Below are 18415 nucleotides of genomic sequence, written 5' to 3' on the forward strand. Positions count from 1 at the left end.
CTGACGCTAAAAGACATTGAAGAAGCGACCTTATGAAAAAAAGAGAATGCACAAGGCATTCTCTTTTTAAATGGCTATATAAGGTACTACTCTTTAGACTTACCTACCTCTGCTTTTTTCGTAAACATTTTCATGTCACCGTCTACCGTAACGTGAGCGGTAATCGTATATTCACCGCTTTCTTTAAACGTATAGTCCGTGCTGTAGACGCCTTTTCCTTCGTGCGGTGCTTTTGTCATTTCTTGATTGATGTAGCCTTCTTTTTCAACTTGAAACTGTACGTCATCGGCGTTTTCCACTTTTTTGTCTCCTTGCATTACAAGGACTTTAAGCTTGACTTGTTCATTTGCTTGAATGGATTCCGGTACTTCAATCGTTCCTTTTACTTCTTTTGAACGTGAATCATTTCCTTTTGAACAGCCTACTATAGCTATCATTAAAACAAATATTACGATGCTGAGTTTTTTCATTATGTTCTCCTTTGTTATGTAAATGTAAAGTCTTCCTGCAATTTCATATTATACTCATTTATCTGGTAAAAAGAGAAAAAACACTTATTGTCCACATAAAGTTCTTATTTCCACAGTAGTTTTTACATTTTTTCATTTCTCTAATCGTCATTTCCTTCACAAAAAAGCTGAAGAAGCTTATTGCCTTCTCCAGCTTTACCTTTATCTCTGCGGTTCTTCTAGCGTATAAGCAGACAGTGCGTTTTCTACCCATCGTACAAAATCTTTGCTTGCTCCCCAGTCAATATTTAATACCCCTTCTGCGCTTCCTGAAGGAATACACTTTACTTTGTTTGGACCCGACACATTTTCTAAAATAATGGTTAGTGATCCTCTGCCGCCGGTGCGGAAAAAATAGCGTTCAAACACAAGCGTACACATCTGCTTGCCGTCTCCGAGATCATAATATTCTTTGTATAATAAGTCACTTTCCGAATTATTTGCGTTCACAAGCTTTTTTGCTCCATCAAAAGGAAGCAGCGTCGTTTTAAATTCAATGACCTTACTCATTACTCCAGCCCCTTTCCATCAAAACAGATAGATAATACTTCTCTGTTTCTCTTAAAAAAACCTGCCCGTTATCTTTATAAACAATATGGTACAATAGAAAAGAAAAGAAATTGTTTGAACGGAAAAAGGAGCACACAACTTCAATGAATACACGAGATGAACTTATCCAAAATGTGGTTTCCACGATGCGAAACCAAACGAAAAAAATGCAGCTATCGGTTATCCCCACTTTAAAATCATATATTCCTTTAAATGAATTTTTAGCGCTTCGCCTGCTGTATAAAGAAGGCAATCATATCGTTTCTGAGATTGCTGAGCATATGCACATCTCAAACAGCAGCATGACGTGCGTCAGCGACCGTCTCATGGAAAGAGAATTTGTCACGCGCGTACGCAGTCAAAAAGACCGCCGCGTTGTCTACTTATCGATTACGGATAAAGGAAAAGCGTTTGCAGAGGAAATGGAAAAAGTACTCACCCAAGAATATGGTGAAAAGCTTAGCCATTTTACGGATGAAGAATTACAGACGTTTCTTCGCTTGTTAAATAAAATGGATGTTTAATAAAAACCAGATGCCCGCTAAGCAGGCATCTGGTTTTTATTTGTGTTAGTTGTCATTTACCTTCAAATTAAAGGCGTCCGAGGTTAAGTCTTTTGACCAGTCTTTTTCGTGATCACTTACATACGGAATAAATCGAAGCATAGTGACGTCCTTATCATTTCGGTACTCTCCGTCCATCTCTATGACTGTGTCTGTTCCTCCTCCACTGCCGCTTTCAGAAAGATTTCTTCCGTTTTGGTCTTTTATGTCTACACCGACATCCATTCCGCCTCGGATACTTCCTTTTGATGCTGTAAACGTATAGTGCATTTTAATCGAAACAGGCGATACGCGAACTTCTTTAATGGACAATACACCTTCTATTCCTTTTTCGTTAATCGGAATTTCTTTGTTTAACGGATACACTTTAGTATCAGCAATAATTTTTGAGCCGTTTACGCTGGTGTGTACGGTCCAATTCCCTTTAATTTCTCCGTACGAATCCCGGTAGTTCCCGCTTTTCGTCTGACCAGGATTCTTTTCAAATTCGAGGCTTGTGAACTGCGCGCTGATTTGATAGTTTTTGTTTGGATCAATATGATCTAGCACGTTGTAGCCTTCCACATCGATTTTCCCGTCTCCGTTCGTGTCCGCTTGCGTTAATTTTAAAGCATACAAGTAGTCCCAGCTTCCGTCTTTGTTTTTGATTGGTTCCTCTCTAATACTTGAAGCGGAATCAAAAAACGACATGTTTCCAATTTTTACACGCAGCTCTCCCAGTCGAATTGGCGCGTTTTGGTTAAGTCCTAGTGCGGTTCTTCTAATTTCATCTGCGCTGATCGTCAACCCGAGCAGCACCTGTCCGTCATCAAGCATCAGTTCATTTACTTTTACTTGAATGCCTTGGTCCGTTGCCGTTTCATTTACCGTTTTTTTATAGCTGCTCAAGCTGCCTTCAGGCTTGTTCATAAGCAGCTCGATTTGCTGACCAAGTTGCTGACTGATTCGCACAGCCGATGCCCATACCGTTTCGTTTTGTATCATCACAGGCGTCACAGCAAGCAGCAGCACCGCAGCGGCAATCAGCGGACGCGCTTTTTTCCGCGCCGGCTTTATTTCACGTTTTAAACGTTTTTTCATTCGTTTTTTCTCGCTTGCCGTTAGCTCGATTTCTTCATATTCATCAACATCTATAGAAGATCCATTTAATAAGTCATACTGATTTTTCATCTTTGTCCCTCCTTATTTCTTATTTAAAAATAGCTTTTAACTTTTTTCGTCCGCGCGACAGCCGGTTGTATAAATTGCTGATGGTGGTCTGCTGCTTTTTAGCAATTTGCTTCAGCTCGATTTCTTGTAAGTAATACGCTTTAAACAGCTCACGGTCTCCTTCATTTAAGTGACCTAAAAGTTCTTCCACGTCGTCCCCTTGAACATTATGAACTCCTGATGTTTCACCAAACTCCGCTTCGCCAAGCGCTTCGTGCTGCGTTTTTATGTATTTGCGCTGATAGTCGATGGCTTTGTACTTAGCAACAGCCGCAACCCAGTTTTTAAACGTATTTTTTCCCGAATCAAAGCGGTGAATATGATGCCACACGGCTAACAATACGTCGTTTACACACTCTTCTTCATAACCTTTCAGCGTGCCTAGATGCTTACGTACAATGGCCGTAATTAACCCTCCGTACTGATCGATTAACAGCTCTAATCCTTTTTCTTTTTTCCGCGTTATACACGCAATAATCCAGTCATCTTCCATGACATTGCTCCTTTCCGCTTGCTTTTACATCTATTAATACGGATTCTTTTTACAAAACCTATCAATCTTCCTAAATTAAATTAAAAATAAGCTTGTTCAGTATTTCTCCCGCTGGTAAAATAAGCTAAAACCTTTGAAGGAGGCCGCTATGATTACCTATCCTTTTCTGACATCCAACCCAACTATCGGCGTAACCGCACCGTCTTCTGGTGTACCTCAAGCTCTTCACTCCATGTTTTCTTTATCGTGTGAAAGGATGAAAGAAAAAGGCTTTTCTGTTATACCGGGAGAAACCGTTTGGACACAGCACAAAGCAAAATCTTCTTCTCCTAAAAAACGGGCAAGTGAACTTCAAGCCATGATAGAAGATGAAAACATTGATATCGTTATCCCGCCTTGGGGAGGCGAGCTGCTGATTGAAATTCTTGAACATCTCGACTTTACGAAATGGAAAGCAAAATGGGTGCTTGGTTACTCTGACACCAGCGTTCTTTTGCTGGCTATTATACTTAATACCGGGATTGCAACGGCTCATGGAACCAACTTTGTGGACTTGCGAGGAGAATACTGGGATCCAACGACTGCGATGTGGCAGCAGGTGCTGACGACCAAAAAAGGAGAAAGCGTAGCTCAAGTTTCTTCTGATTGCTATCAAACAGAATGGCAGCACGATAACCCGTCACCATGCGTGTTTCATTTAACCGAGCAAACGGCTTGGAAGCACACAGCGTCAAGCGACGTTCATATCCAAGGACGCCTGCTCGGAGGATGTATTGACGTAATCAGGCACTTGGTAGGAACTCCTTTTGGAGATGTAAAAGCTTTTCGAGAAAAACATATTCCTGCTGAACCGGTGATTTGGTATTTTGACAACTGTGAACTGACGACTGTAGACCTTCGCCGTTCGCTTCTTCAGCTTAAGCTAGCGGGTTGGTTTGATAACTGCTCGGGTATTTTATTTGGCAGAAGCATAGCTAATGAACCCGTTGATTCCTATACCGCTGAAGATGTGTATCATGACCTTGCTTCTGACTTACATATTCCAGTTATCTATGACATCGACTGCGGCCACCTCCCTCCTCAGCTCACGCTTATTAACGGCGCGTATGCGAGTGTTAACGTAGAGAGAGATAAGGGCACAGTTGTTCAATGCTTTACATAAAAAAACAAGAGAACTTTTTTCGTTCTCTTGTTTTTTTACATATCTGTCATCAGTAATATAAACGTCCCAAATAAGAAAAAAGTTGCACCAAACCACGAGTGGTAGTGCTCTTTTTGTTTTCTTTCAAACTTCCATTCTTCAAATCCTCGAATTACGTACAGGAGAAAAAAGAAAAGAAACATAAAAACGGAGGTGTAGGCTGGAGGTATAACGAAAATCAGCACTAAAAACGCAGCAAGCATCACCATTTCAAGTGTGATAAACAGCGGACGCCTTCCTTTAAAGCTTCTCCAATAGCTTTTTTTCATCTTTGTATGCAGCTTCTTTCGCATGGCAAGATCCAGAAAGATATAAACGACTGCCAGAATCAGCAAATACACAAGCGTCATTTCCGTCCCTCCTTCCGACTTAAAATATCCTTATACTTCCATTTTAAAGAACTTTCCATAAATTTCAAGCATCTAAAAAACTTTATCCAACTTATTAGTGCAAGCATTCATATATTTAAAAATCGCTAATATATTGACTAATGTACAGGTTAAATTCTCTGTATAAACTCATCTAGAGGGGGACATCACGTTATGAAAATAAAAGAAGTGAAGCAAGGTGCACTCGCAGCGCTGAAAAACCGCTGGGGATTCGCTGTACTGCTTACGTTCGTTACGTATCTAATCGCTGCCGGTATTCCAGGACTTATTGACTTTCTTGTTAACGGATTTCCAAGCGGGTCTGAAACCGAATACTCTCAGTCTACCTTAGCTAATATTGTATCCCTGCTGCTCGTACCGCTCTTTTTTTCTTACTACTGGGTACTGCTCCGTTTAGTAAGAGGAGAAAACGTCTGCGTTAAAAGTGTGTTTGATTCGTTTTCATCTGCAGGCTTATACTTTAGAACACTCGGACTTTACTTACTAACGATTATTTATACCGTGCTATGGAGTATTTTATTAATTATTCCTGGCATCATCAAAAGTCTTGCCTATTCACAGGCTTACTACGTATTCCGCGATAACCCAGATTATTCGGTCAACCAGTCTATTACTGAAAGCAGACGGTTAATGAACGGCTACAAGTGGACCTACTTTTTACTCCTGTTAAGCTTTATCGGCTGGGGAATTTTAAGTATGATTACGCTTGGCATCGGGTTATTATGGCTCGTTCCGTATGTAACGACTTCGCTTGGCGTATTTTATGAAAAGCTAAAAGCAAATGAAGCAGAAGTCGCTGAATAAACGAAAAACCGTATTCGAGTTGCGAATACGGTTTTTTTATAGCTAGCTTTAAGCCGCCTGGTCTCCTCCATCAGAGGGCTTTGACTTATGATCCTTCGCTTTTTTATTCACTAAATAAATACTGACAATAATCAGCACCAAGCCTACAAAAAGGGAAGACGTAAACGGTTCATTTAAAAAGAGCGTGCCGATGATAATTGAAATAATGGGCACAAGAAAATTAAACGACGCCACTTTGCTGGCATCTCCTTGACTGATTAAATAAAAATAAATGAGCCACGCAACGGCAACAGAAAACAGCGCTAAAAATAAAAGCAGCAGCACAGATGATGAATTCCACACCATATGAGACCATCCTTCCACTCCGCTGCCGGCTGCTGTCATAACCACTCCGCCGACAAGACTTTGAATGGTAATAAGCCAAATGCCGTCTACGCTATTGCTAATACGTTTGATATAGACAGTTCCAATCGCCCAGCTCATTGCCGTAAGCACAGCTAAAAGAATTCCAACGGCTGAAGCATTAGCAGATAATTCTCCCATGCTGATAGTAGCTACACCTACAAAACCAAGAAGCAAGCCCCCTATCTTCACAGCGTTCATGCTTTCTCCAATCCACAGCCATGCAATGATGCCGATGAGCACCGGCTGCAAGTAGACAATCACACTGAAGACGCCTGCTGGCATAAACATAAGTCCAATTGTTTGAAGGCCGTAGAATAAGATTGAATTAAATAGACCTGACACCATATATTTACGCCAGTTCTGCTTCCAGTGAAGTTGTTTATATCTTGGAAGTGCGACTGCTAATAAGATGATTCCCGCACTTAATGACCGCAGTCCAGATAACAAAATAGGCGATGAATAGCCAAGCGCCAGCTTCGATATCGGCCATGTTAATCCCCAAATCAGTACAAGAGCAGCTAAAAGAATCCCATTAATAAAAGATGATGACTGTTTCATACAACAACCACTCCTACATATATGAATGTAAATGATTCACGCGTTCATTCCTCCTTGTATACTACGCTTCTTTTTTACTCGCTTCAACTGGATGCTTTTGATGTAATTTATGTATAGCAGTTATAGTAACTGAGTTTCTTTTATGACAGCGTATCTTTCTTCTCTATGTGCTCATTTAGAAAAAAATAAAGTGTATCGCTAATGGCGATATCACTTTTTACCTACAGCTTTTATACATCCTAAAAGCCTTGAAGCCATTCAGCTGCTGGGTTTCTGTTCCCCTTTTTCATTTAGCTTACATATTTTCTAATAAATCTATGAATCTCCTAAACATTTCTACCTAGATAAATTGTCAGAATTATTACAGAGAAGGTGACAATTCTACTTATATCGCCCTTTAATATTAAAACTATGTTACAAAATGTCGTAATTTGGAATTAGATGTTTACTTTTCCTGTCAGGATTGATAGACTCACAGTTGTGAATAAAACAAGTTATGGAAAGGGAGAAAGAACATGCTAAAGAAAGCAAATCGTACAGTTATGAATATGGGGTTAGCAGCATTACTTGTTCCCGCTGCCCTAACATTTAGCACAACTTCAGCAAGTGCAAATGACGGAGGCGCTGCACCAGCACCCGTACAAGAAAAGGTAACGCCAAGCGTACCTCAACAACAAGCAACTACTACTACTAATCAAAAAGTCATCGTAAACGTGAGTGCGTTAAATATTCGTCAAGGAGCTAGCTTTTCATCTACAGTCGTTGGAACTGCAACACAAGGCCAAGAGTTTGCTATTTTAAAAGAAGCAAACGGCTTAGTTGAAATTGCACCAAACAAATGGATTTCAAAAAGCTCAAGCTACGTAACAATTGCATCAGGTAAACCAAGTACAACAAGCCAAGTAAAAGGTGTAAGCACATCAACTCCTTCTACTTCTACAGCATCTACATCTGCAGCAAAAGAAACAAGCACACCAGCACCTGCTCCAACAACAAGCACGGCTTCTGGAAGCACAGTAAATGTTGCACGTAGTTTAGTAGGATCACCTTACCAATGGGCAGGAAACACACCAAGCGGATTTGACTGCTCAGGCTTTATCGCATACGTGTTCAACCATAGCGGTCACAGCATTTCACGTACAAGCGTAGCAAACTACTGGAACATGGCGACAAAAATTTCGTCTCCACAACCAGGAGATCTAGTATTCTTCCAAAACACATACACAAGCGGCCCATCTCACATGGGAATCTACATCGGAAACGGCCAAATGATTCATGCTGGTTCACACGGCGTAGCAGTAGCTGACCTAGATGTTTCTTACTATCAAGATCATTTCTTAGGATACGGACGCTTCTAAGAAAAAAATGCCCTCCAATCGTTAGATACGTTCTAACGATTGGAGGGCATTTACTTTTTATCGCTGCGCGACAGAAAGAGCCTTTTCAATACGCGTTTGAAATTTATTTTTCCAGTCTTCCGCAAGTTCAGAAACTTCTAACGCCCGCTTCATCCCTTCTACATCTTTTGAATGATGGAAATATAAATCAAGCGTGAACCACACAGATACTTGATCTGGATGAGCTTGAATTAATTTCACTTCCGCGTCTTTCGTAATTGTGCCTTCTTTCAGCACGCGGCAAAGGTAGCCGGTATAGCTTGTCTCAATCATTCGTTTTAAAAGACCTTTAACGCCCGTTCTCTTTGTAATCGTATCGCATGGATTTCGACCTTGCGTCACTTGAATAACAGCGTCCCCCACTTGATAAACGTCTCCAATGCATACGTCTTTTTCAACCATGCCCGCTAAGACAAGATTTTCTCCAAACGCAGACATCGGCAGCTCCGTATCAAATTCTTCGTTCCATTTTTTATAGTGCTCATACGGATACACGCACACCGCACGATCCGGTCCGCCGTGATACTTTAAGTTCGCTACGCCGTCGCCTTGAAACCCTTCTTTTGCTAAAAAGGTCTCGTCTACTTGCTTCTTGCATATGCCTGTGCGCATTTCTTTGTCAGGACTGTATGCCATTTGTTCAGGCATGCCGGTTGCTAAATGAATTATTTTACGTTGATTCATTCGTACCTCTCCCTTCCCCGTTTTCCCTTACTAATTACGTCATATTTTACCACATTTTAAAGATGGCGCTCTGATTTTTTGTGTATTCCACTAAAATCTTGGCAATATCATGAAAGTTTAAAAAATATTTCACAATTATATTAAAAATATCTTCATTTCCTCTTTTTCTTTTGTTCGAAATGATTTAAGATAGTAGAGGCTGTCGAAATATAAGTTATTATGTCAGTTCTGCATGTTTTTTTACATATTAGCACATAGTAAATATTATTTTACACTTACGTCATTTTTTACAATGGCCTAAAAAATTTTGCCCATTTTTAACAAAATTGGCGTAGAAGTTCCGTTTTTGTATAAAATAGAGGCCGATTTACATAGTCATTTCTATGCACGTCCCTCTTTTATAAATATAGAGTACATGTAAGGAGAAAAGTAAATGTCAATTTTAATGGGAATTATCGGAATTGTAATTGTCTTAGCAGTTGCGTTCCTCATGTCAAACGACAAGAAACTTATCAACTACAAAGGCATCGCAGTTATGCTGGTTATTCAGCTTGCTATCTCTGCTTTTATGATGAATACATCGATTGGTCGCAAGGTGCTTGACTTTATCACGAGTGTATTTACAAAGATCTTATCATTTGGTAACGACGGAATTTCGTTCGTGTTTGGAGATCTTGCAGGAAAAGGCATTTTCTTTATCCAAACGTTAGTTATGATTGTATTCGTTTCAGCATTATTAAGTATTTTAAACTACTCTCGTATTTTACCCTTTGGGATCAAATATATCGGAGGACTTGTTTCAAAAATTACCGGACTTCCCCAAATTGAAAGCTTCACAGCGGTGAACGCGATGATTTTTGGTGATACAACGGCGCTAATTGCGGTGAAAAACCACATCGGAGGTTTAACACCAAACCGTTTATTTATCGTTACAACAACATCTTTAGTATCCGTTTCTTGTTCGATTTTAGGCGCATACATGCAGATGATTCCGGCTGAATACGTATTAATTGCCCTTCCGCTAAACGTATTCTCTGGCTTAATCGTTTCTTCTATCGTTGCACCTGTAAAAGTGGAAGATGAAAACGAAGTCGATATCAAAGCGCCTGCTAAGCAAGGTACACTGTTTGAAGCAATCGGTGACGGAGCACTAGACGGCGGACGCGTTGCGTTAATCGTAGCAGCAATGCTTGTAACGTACGTTGGTCTTTTAGCATTAGTGAACTACGTATTAAACGGCGTCATCGGATTAACCGTTCAAGACATTTTAGGCTATATCTTCTATCCAATTGCCTTTATCATGGGTATCCCGGCAGACGAACTAATGAGAGCCGGCGGCGTAATGGGAACAAAAGTAGTAGCAAACGAATTCGTTGCGATGCTTGACTTCCAAAAAATGATGCCTAACCTTTCTGAAAAAACGATTGGTATCGTATCAGCTTACTTAATCTCATTTGCCAACTTCAGCTCAATCGGTATCGTTCTTGGTACGATCCAAGCAATCAACGGCGAACAAGCTTCACGCGTTGCAAAGTTTGGCTTGAAGATGCTGCTAGTTGCAACAATGGGATCGATTTTAACAGGTATTATGGTTGGATTGTTTATTTAATGGAAAAGCACTCACGTTGGTGAGTGCTTTTTTAACTTCTCTATCTGCTTTTAATCCATATCAACAATAGAAGTAACACGGTAGTTATCATTGTAGCTGACGTTTACTAAGTATTGCTTAGAGTTATCTTCTTTCACCTTTCCCGTTACCTCTATATAATCAAAACCATGGTCCGCAAAATCTGCTTTTTCCACCACTAGGTCTTTATGTCTTTTTTCTTTAAAATATGTAACGGCTGCCTGCTCCGCCTTATGGAACATTTGATCATTTTGTTTTTGCTCCATTTGTTTTTCTTTCGAATGATTTATGTAAATTTCTGCGCCTAAGACTAGGAGTATAAGAGCTGAACAAAAAATGAGAGCTTTTTTCATTGCTTTTAGGCGGTTTCATCTTTTCAATGTTTGGCATCACGATTCATGCTTTTCGCGTCGCGGGAGGAATTTTAATCTTTGGCATCGCTTATAGTTTGCTGCATGCTAAACCATCGAATGCACAAAGCCCTCATTCGCATGAGCAAGAAGCTGCAGCTTCTCAAAATGATATTTCGATTACTCCTCTTGCTCTTCCGATTATGGCTGGACCCGGAATCATTGCGACAGTCATGTCTCATAGCTCATATTCAATAGAAAACCTTGGGAGTGTATTGATTAGCTATACGCTTATACTGGGAGTAACGTTTCTCCTTTTCTATTATTCTACATCCATTATTAACAAGCTTGGTCAGAATGGATTAAACGTTATCTCACGGTTAATGGGACTAATATTGGCCGTAATGGCTATACAGATGATTGCAGAAGGCGTTCACGGCTTATTTCCTCATCTGTAACGAATGGGCGTACGGCTTTTTATACATAGTGTGTTCATTCTCTTATCTATTGAATGTTATTAAATTAAAGGTGTATAAAAAGCTTCATACGAAACAAAAGAACCCTTAGCTGAATCTCACTGCCACAAGGGTTCTTCGTGTGTTTGATTTCTATAGGGTACTTTATGTAAACTAAGAATAAATATGATATACACCTCTTTCACGTTTGAATTCTTTGTAATGTATCTCTAATAATATGAATTACTCGTTCTGGTTGATCCATGTAAAGTACATGACTTGCATCCTCAATAATAATATGGTGGAGTCTCGATCCAAACCTCTCTTTAAAGGTCTCGGGTCATTTGGTAAATATACAAATTCTGAAAATCCGTCTAGCATTCCTCTGTATGTAAAGAAAAAGCTGGTTAGACTTTATTAGAACCTTATACGTTTTAGTCCAACAGTAAAAGTTGTTTTTTGGAAAGGAATACTATCTAAAGATATATTGCCACCCATCTGCTCTACTAACCTTTTGGTAATCGTTAGTCCCAATCCGCTTCCTTGATAATTAGTATTTCTGGAGTCTTCTAATGTATACATTCGTTCAAAAACTCGATCTTTGTGCAATTCATTTATTCCTTTCCCTTTGTCCCATACTTCTATATAAACGTTATTTTCAATGGTTCTAAGCTTTAAACCAATTGTTTTACCGTCAGACCCATATTGAATTGCATTAGAAATTAAATTATTAAGAACTCTTTCTATTGCATTTTCATCCCCTCGTACAAATACTGGTTCTTCTGGAACTTCAATTAAAACCTCAAATTCCTTATTCATTAGAATTTGATAATAATCCAATATTATTTTTCTACTTATTTCACAAATATCAATTCTTGAAATGCCTAACTTTTTATCTCCAGACTCAAGTTTCACTAGTTCAAAAAAGCGATTTATTAATTCTAGCACCTCCACTGTCTTTAAGTTAATGGTTTTCAGCAGACTACTCACTTTTTCTGGATTCAAATCTTTATCACTATTTATAATTTCGATATAACCTAAAATAACAGTTAAAGGTGTTTTTAAATCGTGTGAAATATTTGATAGCATTTTCCTCATTGAAATCTCTATATTATTATAATTTGCTACTGTCTTTTGATTATGCTCTAATAATCGGTTAATCTGTATTAGTAAAGATTTTATATATTTATCATCTGTATATAACAATAGTCTCTCGCTTGTTTCTTCGTCAATAATAGCTTGTAGTTTGTTCCTTATGTATTTAACTTCTGTTCTTTGTTTCACTCTACCGTGAAAAACAAATATATTTATACCTATGGAGCATACTAATAGGATTAATATTAAATAAAACATTTTATAAATCCCCCAATTTATAACCTATCCCCCACAAAGTCTTTATATAGGTTGGATGAGATGGGTCGTCTTCAATCTTTTCTCTAAGTCGTCTAATATGAACATTGATTACGTTCTCATCTCCGTGGTAATCATCTTCCCATACTGCTTTATATAGTTGAGACTTGGTGTATGCGTGAGTAGGGTTAGAAATAAATAATTTTAGAATACTAAACTCTTTTGCAGTGAGGTTTATTTCCTTCTCGAGTTTTTTTACTGAGAAACTATCCATATCAACACTTAATTCCCCTATTTTCACAATCTGACTGAAACCCTCTTCATTTTCTTCTAATATGCGTGACTGCATATAGTGCGTTTCTCTTCTAAGAATTGCTTTAATGCGAGCCAGTAATTCGAGCATAGAGAATGGTTTGGAAATATAATCATCCGCACCAAAACCAAGACCAAGTGCCTTATCTACATCTTCGTCTTTTGCAGACATTATAAGGACCGGCACCATACTGTTAGAACGAATTATTCTTAAACATTCCATACCGTCTATTTTAGGAAGCATAAGATCGAGTAATATCACATTATACGTTTGTATCCTTAGTATCTCCAGTGCCTCTTCACCGTTAAAAACAGCTGTAACTTCAAAGCCTTCTTTTGTTAAACTCTCATTAACCATATCACTAATGTACTTATCATCTTCTACAATTAATATTTTTTGACTCAATGTTTTTCACTCCTAAAACCTTTCAATATTTCGATGTTCTTGTCATATAGGATCCACTTATTATAAATCTAAATTATTTAACAAGTAATTCTATTACATTATAAACCCTTTTTTATCCAAAAGTAATATATATTTCATTATTTGATAGACTTAATCCATAATAAATAGACGACCACTTTTCACTTAATTAGTAAAAGTTAGTCGTCTAACCGTCTTTTATGCTTGGCCCGAAAAAATAAACAATCTTTATAATCTTTCGAGCTATTTTCATTCTTGTTAATGCCTTATTAGAAGACATTCTAATTCTTTCACTAATTTCTTTACACTTTCAGGGCTAAGACTCAACTGACCGTGGAGTAAAGAAATATTATGTTGGGATACCTCACCGGTAACAGCACATTTATTATAAGGTTCAAATTTTTTCAAAACGATTTCATCTTCTCTTACAAATATCTCCATTAAAGTATCAACACTTATATCTCTAGCAACACGCAATTCTTTTGGTAACACAATTCTTCCTAAACTATCTACTTTTCTAGCAATTCCAGTGGATTTCATTTATATTCTTCCTTTCTAACCTGTTACTTATGTAGATATTTAGCATTACTGCTTATGAGTTATTTAACTTATAAGGTTTAAGGCCTACAAATATTCACTAAAAAATGCTGTTCTTAAAAAGTTATTAAGACAGCATTTCTAAAGAGAATTAATAATACGTTTAACAATTTAATTCTCAACGTTCTCCGCAACCATTAAACAATAATTAATTTTTTACATTTATAACACCATCGTTACTTGTTAATTCTAGTATATTTTCACCTTGACCTACCTTACCACTTTGTGAGTTTTCACTGCCACTACTTTTCTTATATCCGTCTAATTTCAGGTTTACGTCCGAAGATTTACTTGTAGCATCCACCGTTAGAGATGTTGGAGCTTTTTTATATGAAACACCTATGTCACCAGAGGTAGTCTTCACTGCTAAAGATTTTCCCTCTTTCATTCCCTTAATTTGAACTACTCCATCTTTTGAAGAAACTTTAGCTTTAGAAGCACTTACGTTTTCCATATAGTTATCACCACTTGCAGAGACAACTTTTAAAGATTTAAAAGTACTGTTTTCAAAACTCAACATTCCATCACTAGATGAAAACTTTCCATTTTCAACATTTAGACCTTTAATTTTTTCATCACCAGAATTGTTTTTCACTGTGACGTTTTTAGCAGAAATTTTACTTAGTTCTATATCCCCGTTTTTGTTATTCAATTTAATATTGTTAATTTTTGATTTAGGGACATTAATATAAATAGTACCACTCTTGCCAAAAGTAAATCCTCCAAAAAAGCCACTTTTCTTTTGATCTTTTTGCTTAATCACTAAGGTTTCTCCATCTGTTTTGAATGTAACAGGTTCTTTCCCTTTTTGCTTCCCCTCAGCGGAAATAGTTACTTCGTTTGAGTTGCTCTTTTTAAACCTTACGTCCCACGAATCACTATATACTTTTAAGGTATTAATATTCTCTGCATTATAAGATTTGTTTTTATCAAAACTTTTTGCCTCTGCATCATACGAGCTAAAAGCAAACCCTCCAATTAAAGCTAATGCTAAAGAAGTCGATATAATTTTTTTCATTTCTTTTCCTCCTAATTACGTTGTGAAAATAATTATGTTTTTTGTTTATACTAGATCCATTTTGTCCACCTTGCGATAAGAAAGATAACCAATTAAAAGCCCAAAAAGACAAAATACTGTAGGAATTACGATAAATTCACTTAAGCTGACTGTTTCTCCTCCATTAGAAACTGACGCGTTAATTAGAAAACCAATGATTACAGCCCAAGTAATTGTCGCAGCAGTTGATTTCTTTCTCATACCAAAAAACAAAGGAATTAGGCTTACACCAGCCATCATAAGGGCAGTAATAAGGGTCGAAGGCACAGTAGAAATAATTTCACTCATTTTAACAGGCTTTTCAAATAAATATAAATGTGGACTAATCCAAAAAGTTAACAAGTTAATAACAAAAGTAGCAATAACAATACTTACAAAACAGAATAAGAAAACGATAAATAGTTTAGCTTGCATTATTTTTTTTCTTTGTAAAGGATAAGTGAATAGTAAGTGCATTGTTTTATTTTTGTATTCGTCTATTACTAAGCGAGATAGAAGCACAGCTGAAAAAGTGATAAATACGATTCTAATAAAAATATTAGCTAAAGACATAAAAGACGTATAATCAGGGAACATTGTTTCAATTTCGTTTCTGGATCCCCATCCCATAAGAGCAACTAGAACAAAGATTAATACAATAGAGATTGCTATTCCCTTAAAATACCGTGATATGTGATGTTTCTTATACTCTAACTTCATAAGTTTTAACATTTTAACTAGCCTCCAGTATTGATGTTTGAGAAGTTTTATATAGAGCCTTTTACTTCTAAAAACTGCCTACAACAAAATAAAAGGTCAATATCGATATATATCTATAAAAATTATGATACGAGGTAATACAATTAATTAAGCGTGTATTCCTTCACCACTCATTGAGCTTAAGAAGTACTCTTCCAATGAACTATGTTTTTTATTAATACTTTCTATACCAATATCATTCATAACAAACGCTTTAGAAATCTCTTGTTGTGTTAATGATGTTTCATAAATACGAATTATTTCTTCATCAATAATTTTGAAATTTCTTATTCCTAAGTTTTGCTCTAAAATATATAAAGCTTTCCTTACATCTTCAACTTTTACTTCTATATACTCAGTTTGCCTTCCGTTAATACTCTTCATAGATACTTCTTTTATTAACTTACCGTTCTGAATAATTCCAATAGTATCTGACATCTGTTCCATTTCTGCTAAAATGTGACTAGACACTAATAATGTAATTCCATATTCTCTACAAAGTAATTTAAATAAGTCCCTTAACTCTTTTATACCTATAGGATCTAGTCCGTTGATTGGCTCATCTAAAACTAGAAGTTCCGGTTTTGTAGAGATAGCTCTAGCTATCCCTAATCTTTGTTTCATTCCTAACGAAAATTCTTTAACTTTTTTATCTTCAATATTATTTAACTTTACAAGTTCAATAGCCTGATCAATGGCCTTTTTATCGTAATAACCCATATATTCACAGTGTAAATATAGATTTTCTTTAGCAGTTAAGTGATCATAGAAAATTGGATATTCGATAATAGTGCCCATTCGCTTTAGGACTTCAAACGACGTATTTGTTAATTTTTGACCAAAAATCTCAATTTCTCCACTTGTTGGTTTAATTAGGTTGGTAATCATTTTCATAATGGTTGTTTTACCAGCGCCATTGGGACCTAAAAATCCATAAATTTCTCCTTTTTTCACGTGCATATTAACTCCAGAAACAACCTCTTTACCCTTAAACGATTTTGTAAGCTGGTTGGTTTTTAATATATATGTCATTTGTTTTCCCCTTTCAATTTATATTTTTATTATATAAAATAAAGTTTTCTTTTCTCTTACTTAAATCTTACGTTTTTCTTAATTTTCATTTTTTTACAGAAAAAATGAAAATTAATATGTTTTTTACAAATAATGAAGAAAGAGCCTTCTAAATTAATTAGATTGGCTCTTTCCTCTAATCCTTAAATATAGTCCTTAATTTATAGGCCAGAAATAATTTAAATAAAATTTAAAGTTTAACAATTAAGAGAGGTCAGAAATAGCCTTTTCCACTCGTTCTAACTCACATTCATTTAGATCACTTCCAAACGAATGTTTATAGCCCGTTAAGAATTCTAATTTGTCTTCTGATGTATCATTATCACTTACTAAGAAAGGAAAGTCTTCCTTAATCAAATTTCTAACGGCCATCATAGGGACTTCGCAAACTAAAGGCGTAAATGTGCTGTTATATAGACCTACTTTATTATTAGTGGAATAAAAATCTCCTATCATCATACCCTCATAAACGAGTTCACGTTTAAACTCTTGATGAACACTAGCGAGTATACTATCCAGGGATTTGTTAGCAAGAAATACAATTAAAAGTGTTTTATACTTTTCCAGCTTTTCTGATTTCATTTTTAATTCTTTAAAATGTATTATGCTTTCTTTAATAATAGCTCGCATTTCTTGCTCATTATCTACATATTCCTCTATAAAAGAACAATATATAGTATCTTCTTGTATAGCAAAAGGAAGGAATGGACAGATTGCTCCTTTAGCCCCTTTTTCAGGGTGTGGCTTCGAACAAAAATCTATATAGTCTAAAACAACCTTTATTTCTTTCTTTGTAATGTCTTCTGGATTTTCCTTAATTTGTTTTAAACTAACAAGGTTATTCTTCACATTTAACATACAACCACTCTCTTTTCTATAAAATATTTATCAATTTAATTACAGTATTTTTAAATAAAATACTTTTATTTAAAAAAATGGAAGTAGCAAAGCGGCATCTACCCTTATCAAAATAGATAGATTGATTAAGGTAGAAGTATATAATACTTTAATTATTAATATAGATAATGTTTTTCTTAGTTACCTGATTTGAACAGACACTAATATAATAATTCTCATCTAATAAAAATGAAGAGATTAAAGGTCTTTTATCAGTAGTACAATCTTTAGACTTAACTTCCCCATTTTCTTGAAGAGGAACAGAAAAGGAATTTAGGTCTAAATTAAACCCTAGCCCGGTATATTTCATATAACTTTCTTTTGCTGTCCACATTCTATAAAAGCCGAGTTTCTTATCTTCTTTTAAACTGTTTAAATATTCCTGCTCTTCATAAGTGAAGAAGGGAATTACCTCATTAAACTCAATACCTAGCATTTCTTCTATGTCAATACCTACCTCATATTCGCTAAAGGCAATTACAACCCACTTTCCAGAATGGGAAATATTAAAATGCACGTTTAATGAATTTTTACACTTCTTTTTGCCATACTGGTTTTCAACTATTAAAATGCTTTCAATTGGAATGTTAAGTTTATCCCTTAAAAGAATTTTTAAAAAATAGCTACTAGCAATTCTTCTATCTCTTTCTTGTTTTATCTTAATTGCACTAATTTCTTTTAAGATGTTTTTATCTATACTAGCCGCCATCTCATTAAACTGTTTCTCAGTAATTTTACCTATATTAATTAAGAATATATCCATTAAGTAAAGCACC

22 protein-coding genes are annotated in these 18415 nt (G+C 36.3%); 6 read left to right on the top strand and 16 right to left on the bottom strand.

Annotated features, from left to right (window positions below):
- Nucleotides 1-86 precede the first annotated feature (86 nt).
- Together ACO1DI_RS02575 and ACO1DI_RS02580 are read right to left on the bottom strand one after the other, a co-directional pair.
- Nucleotides 87-470: a FixH family protein gene (locus tag ACO1DI_RS02575; protein WP_423145041.1), complete on the bottom strand. Its 384-nt coding sequence runs from the start codon at nucleotides 468-470 to the stop codon at nucleotides 87-89.
- A gap of 201 nt (nucleotides 471-671) precedes the next feature.
- Nucleotides 672-1019, bottom strand: a complete 348-nt coding sequence (locus ACO1DI_RS02580; protein WP_014458955.1) for a DUF6054 family protein — start codon at nucleotides 1017-1019, stop codon at nucleotides 672-674.
- Nucleotides 1020-1162: 143 nt separating this feature from the next.
- Between ACO1DI_RS02580 and ACO1DI_RS02585 the strand changes: the two genes are divergently transcribed.
- Nucleotides 1163-1582: a MarR family winged helix-turn-helix transcriptional regulator gene (locus tag ACO1DI_RS02585; protein ID WP_423145042.1), complete on the top strand. Its 420-nt coding sequence runs from the start codon at nucleotides 1163-1165 to the stop codon at nucleotides 1580-1582.
- A gap of 45 nt (nucleotides 1583-1627) precedes the next feature.
- Here ACO1DI_RS02585 and ACO1DI_RS02590 read toward each other — a convergent pair whose 3' ends face one another.
- Both ACO1DI_RS02590 and ACO1DI_RS02595 read right to left on the bottom strand, forming a co-directional pair.
- Nucleotides 1628-2791, bottom strand: coding sequence for a DUF4179 domain-containing protein (locus tag ACO1DI_RS02590; RefSeq protein WP_423145043.1), 1164 nt, complete (start codon nucleotides 2789-2791; stop codon nucleotides 1628-1630).
- Between the two features lie 19 nt (nucleotides 2792-2810).
- A complete protein-coding gene (locus tag ACO1DI_RS02595; protein WP_226701472.1) occupies nucleotides 2811-3323 on the bottom strand; it encodes a sigma-70 family RNA polymerase sigma factor in 513 nt (170 codons plus the stop codon).
- 148 nt (nucleotides 3324-3471) lie between these two features.
- Here ACO1DI_RS02595 and ACO1DI_RS02600 point away from each other — a divergent pair, with 148 nt between their 5' ends.
- Nucleotides 3472-4485 (top strand): S66 family peptidase, encoded by a 1014-nt coding sequence (locus ACO1DI_RS02600; protein ID WP_243556263.1) that lies wholly within the window; start codon nucleotides 3472-3474, stop codon nucleotides 4483-4485.
- Between the two features lie 35 nt (nucleotides 4486-4520).
- On the opposite strand, the gene ACO1DI_RS02605 is transcribed toward ACO1DI_RS02600, so the two are convergent.
- Nucleotides 4521-4874: a DUF4181 domain-containing protein gene (locus ACO1DI_RS02605; protein WP_243556261.1), complete on the bottom strand. Its 354-nt coding sequence runs from the start codon at nucleotides 4872-4874 to the stop codon at nucleotides 4521-4523.
- Between the two features lie 192 nt (nucleotides 4875-5066).
- Between ACO1DI_RS02605 and ACO1DI_RS02610 the strand changes: the two genes are divergently transcribed.
- Complete coding sequence (locus ACO1DI_RS02610; RefSeq protein WP_243549683.1) at nucleotides 5067-5717, top strand: DUF975 family protein; 651 nt, start codon at nucleotides 5067-5069, stop codon at nucleotides 5715-5717.
- A 48-nt stretch (nucleotides 5718-5765) separates the two neighbouring features.
- Here the strand turns inward: ACO1DI_RS02610 and ACO1DI_RS02615 are convergent, their stop codons facing one another.
- Nucleotides 5766-6680 (bottom strand): DMT family transporter, encoded by a 915-nt coding sequence (locus ACO1DI_RS02615; protein ID WP_423145044.1) that lies wholly within the window; start codon nucleotides 6678-6680, stop codon nucleotides 5766-5768.
- Between the two features lie 515 nt (nucleotides 6681-7195).
- Here ACO1DI_RS02615 and ACO1DI_RS02620 point away from each other — a divergent pair.
- Entirely contained in the window at nucleotides 7196-8038 is an 843-nt protein-coding gene (locus tag ACO1DI_RS02620; protein WP_243556257.1) for a C40 family peptidase, read from the top strand.
- Nucleotides 8039-8095: 57 nt separating this feature from the next.
- Here ACO1DI_RS02620 and ACO1DI_RS02625 read toward each other — a convergent pair whose 3' ends face one another.
- Entirely contained in the window at nucleotides 8096-8761 is a 666-nt protein-coding gene (locus tag ACO1DI_RS02625) for an MOSC domain-containing protein (protein ID WP_116740021.1), read from the bottom strand.
- A gap of 433 nt (nucleotides 8762-9194) precedes the next feature.
- Between ACO1DI_RS02625 and ACO1DI_RS02630 the strand changes: the two genes are divergently transcribed.
- Nucleotides 9195-10370 carry a NupC/NupG family nucleoside CNT transporter gene (locus ACO1DI_RS02630; RefSeq protein WP_014458944.1) on the top strand — a complete coding sequence of 392 codons (1176 nt, stop codon included), beginning with the start codon at nucleotides 9195-9197 and terminating at the stop codon, nucleotides 10368-10370.
- A gap of 50 nt (nucleotides 10371-10420) precedes the next feature.
- Here ACO1DI_RS02630 and ACO1DI_RS02635 read toward each other — a convergent pair whose 3' ends face one another.
- Nucleotides 10421-10654, bottom strand: coding sequence for a hypothetical protein (locus tag ACO1DI_RS02635; RefSeq protein ID WP_195696275.1), 234 nt, complete (start codon nucleotides 10652-10654; stop codon nucleotides 10421-10423).
- Between the two features lie 86 nt (nucleotides 10655-10740).
- Here ACO1DI_RS02635 and ACO1DI_RS02640 point away from each other — a divergent pair, with 86 nt between their 5' ends.
- The gene (locus tag ACO1DI_RS02640; RefSeq protein WP_195696274.1) at nucleotides 10741-11196 is read left to right on the top strand and encodes a MarC family protein; all 456 of its coding nucleotides are present in this window, start codon (nucleotides 10741-10743) and stop codon (nucleotides 11194-11196) included.
- Nucleotides 11197-11610: 414 nt separating this feature from the next.
- Here the strand turns inward: ACO1DI_RS02640 and ACO1DI_RS02645 are convergent, their stop codons facing one another.
- The 8 genes from ACO1DI_RS02645 to ACO1DI_RS02680 form a co-directional block, all read right to left on the bottom strand.
- Nucleotides 11611-12546 carry a sensor histidine kinase gene (locus tag ACO1DI_RS02645; RefSeq protein ID WP_195696273.1) on the bottom strand — a complete coding sequence of 312 codons (936 nt, stop codon included), beginning with the start codon at nucleotides 12544-12546 and terminating at the stop codon, nucleotides 11611-11613.
- Nucleotide 12547: 1 nt separating this feature from the next.
- Nucleotides 12548-13261 (bottom strand): response regulator transcription factor, encoded by a 714-nt coding sequence (locus tag ACO1DI_RS02650; protein ID WP_195696272.1) that lies wholly within the window; start codon nucleotides 13259-13261, stop codon nucleotides 12548-12550.
- A gap of 276 nt (nucleotides 13262-13537) precedes the next feature.
- Nucleotides 13538-13819 carry an AbrB/MazE/SpoVT family DNA-binding domain-containing protein gene (locus ACO1DI_RS02655; protein WP_195696271.1) on the bottom strand — a complete coding sequence of 94 codons (282 nt, stop codon included), beginning with the start codon at nucleotides 13817-13819 and terminating at the stop codon, nucleotides 13538-13540.
- 205 nt (nucleotides 13820-14024) lie between these two features.
- Complete coding sequence (locus ACO1DI_RS02660) at nucleotides 14025-14894, bottom strand: DUF4097 family beta strand repeat-containing protein (protein ID WP_195696270.1); 870 nt, start codon at nucleotides 14892-14894, stop codon at nucleotides 14025-14027.
- A 45-nt stretch (nucleotides 14895-14939) separates the two neighbouring features.
- Complete coding sequence (locus tag ACO1DI_RS02665; protein WP_195696269.1) at nucleotides 14940-15644, bottom strand: ABC transporter permease; 705 nt, start codon at nucleotides 15642-15644, stop codon at nucleotides 14940-14942.
- 135 nt (nucleotides 15645-15779) lie between these two features.
- Nucleotides 15780-16703 (bottom strand): ABC transporter ATP-binding protein, encoded by a 924-nt coding sequence (locus tag ACO1DI_RS02670; RefSeq protein WP_195696268.1) that lies wholly within the window; start codon nucleotides 16701-16703, stop codon nucleotides 15780-15782.
- Nucleotides 16704-16946: 243 nt separating this feature from the next.
- A complete protein-coding gene (locus ACO1DI_RS02675; RefSeq protein ID WP_195696267.1) occupies nucleotides 16947-17600 on the bottom strand; it encodes a DUF6875 domain-containing protein in 654 nt (217 codons plus the stop codon).
- Nucleotides 17601-17748: 148 nt separating this feature from the next.
- Nucleotides 17749-18402 carry a 4'-phosphopantetheinyl transferase family protein gene (locus ACO1DI_RS02680; protein ID WP_195696266.1) on the bottom strand — a complete coding sequence of 218 codons (654 nt, stop codon included), beginning with the start codon at nucleotides 18400-18402 and terminating at the stop codon, nucleotides 17749-17751.
- Nucleotides 18403-18415: the final 13 nt, after the last annotated feature.

It is taken from the genome of Priestia sp. 40, from assembly GCF_049368575.1.
Lineage (GTDB): Bacteria > Bacillota > Bacilli > Bacillales > Bacillaceae_H > Priestia > Priestia zanthoxyli.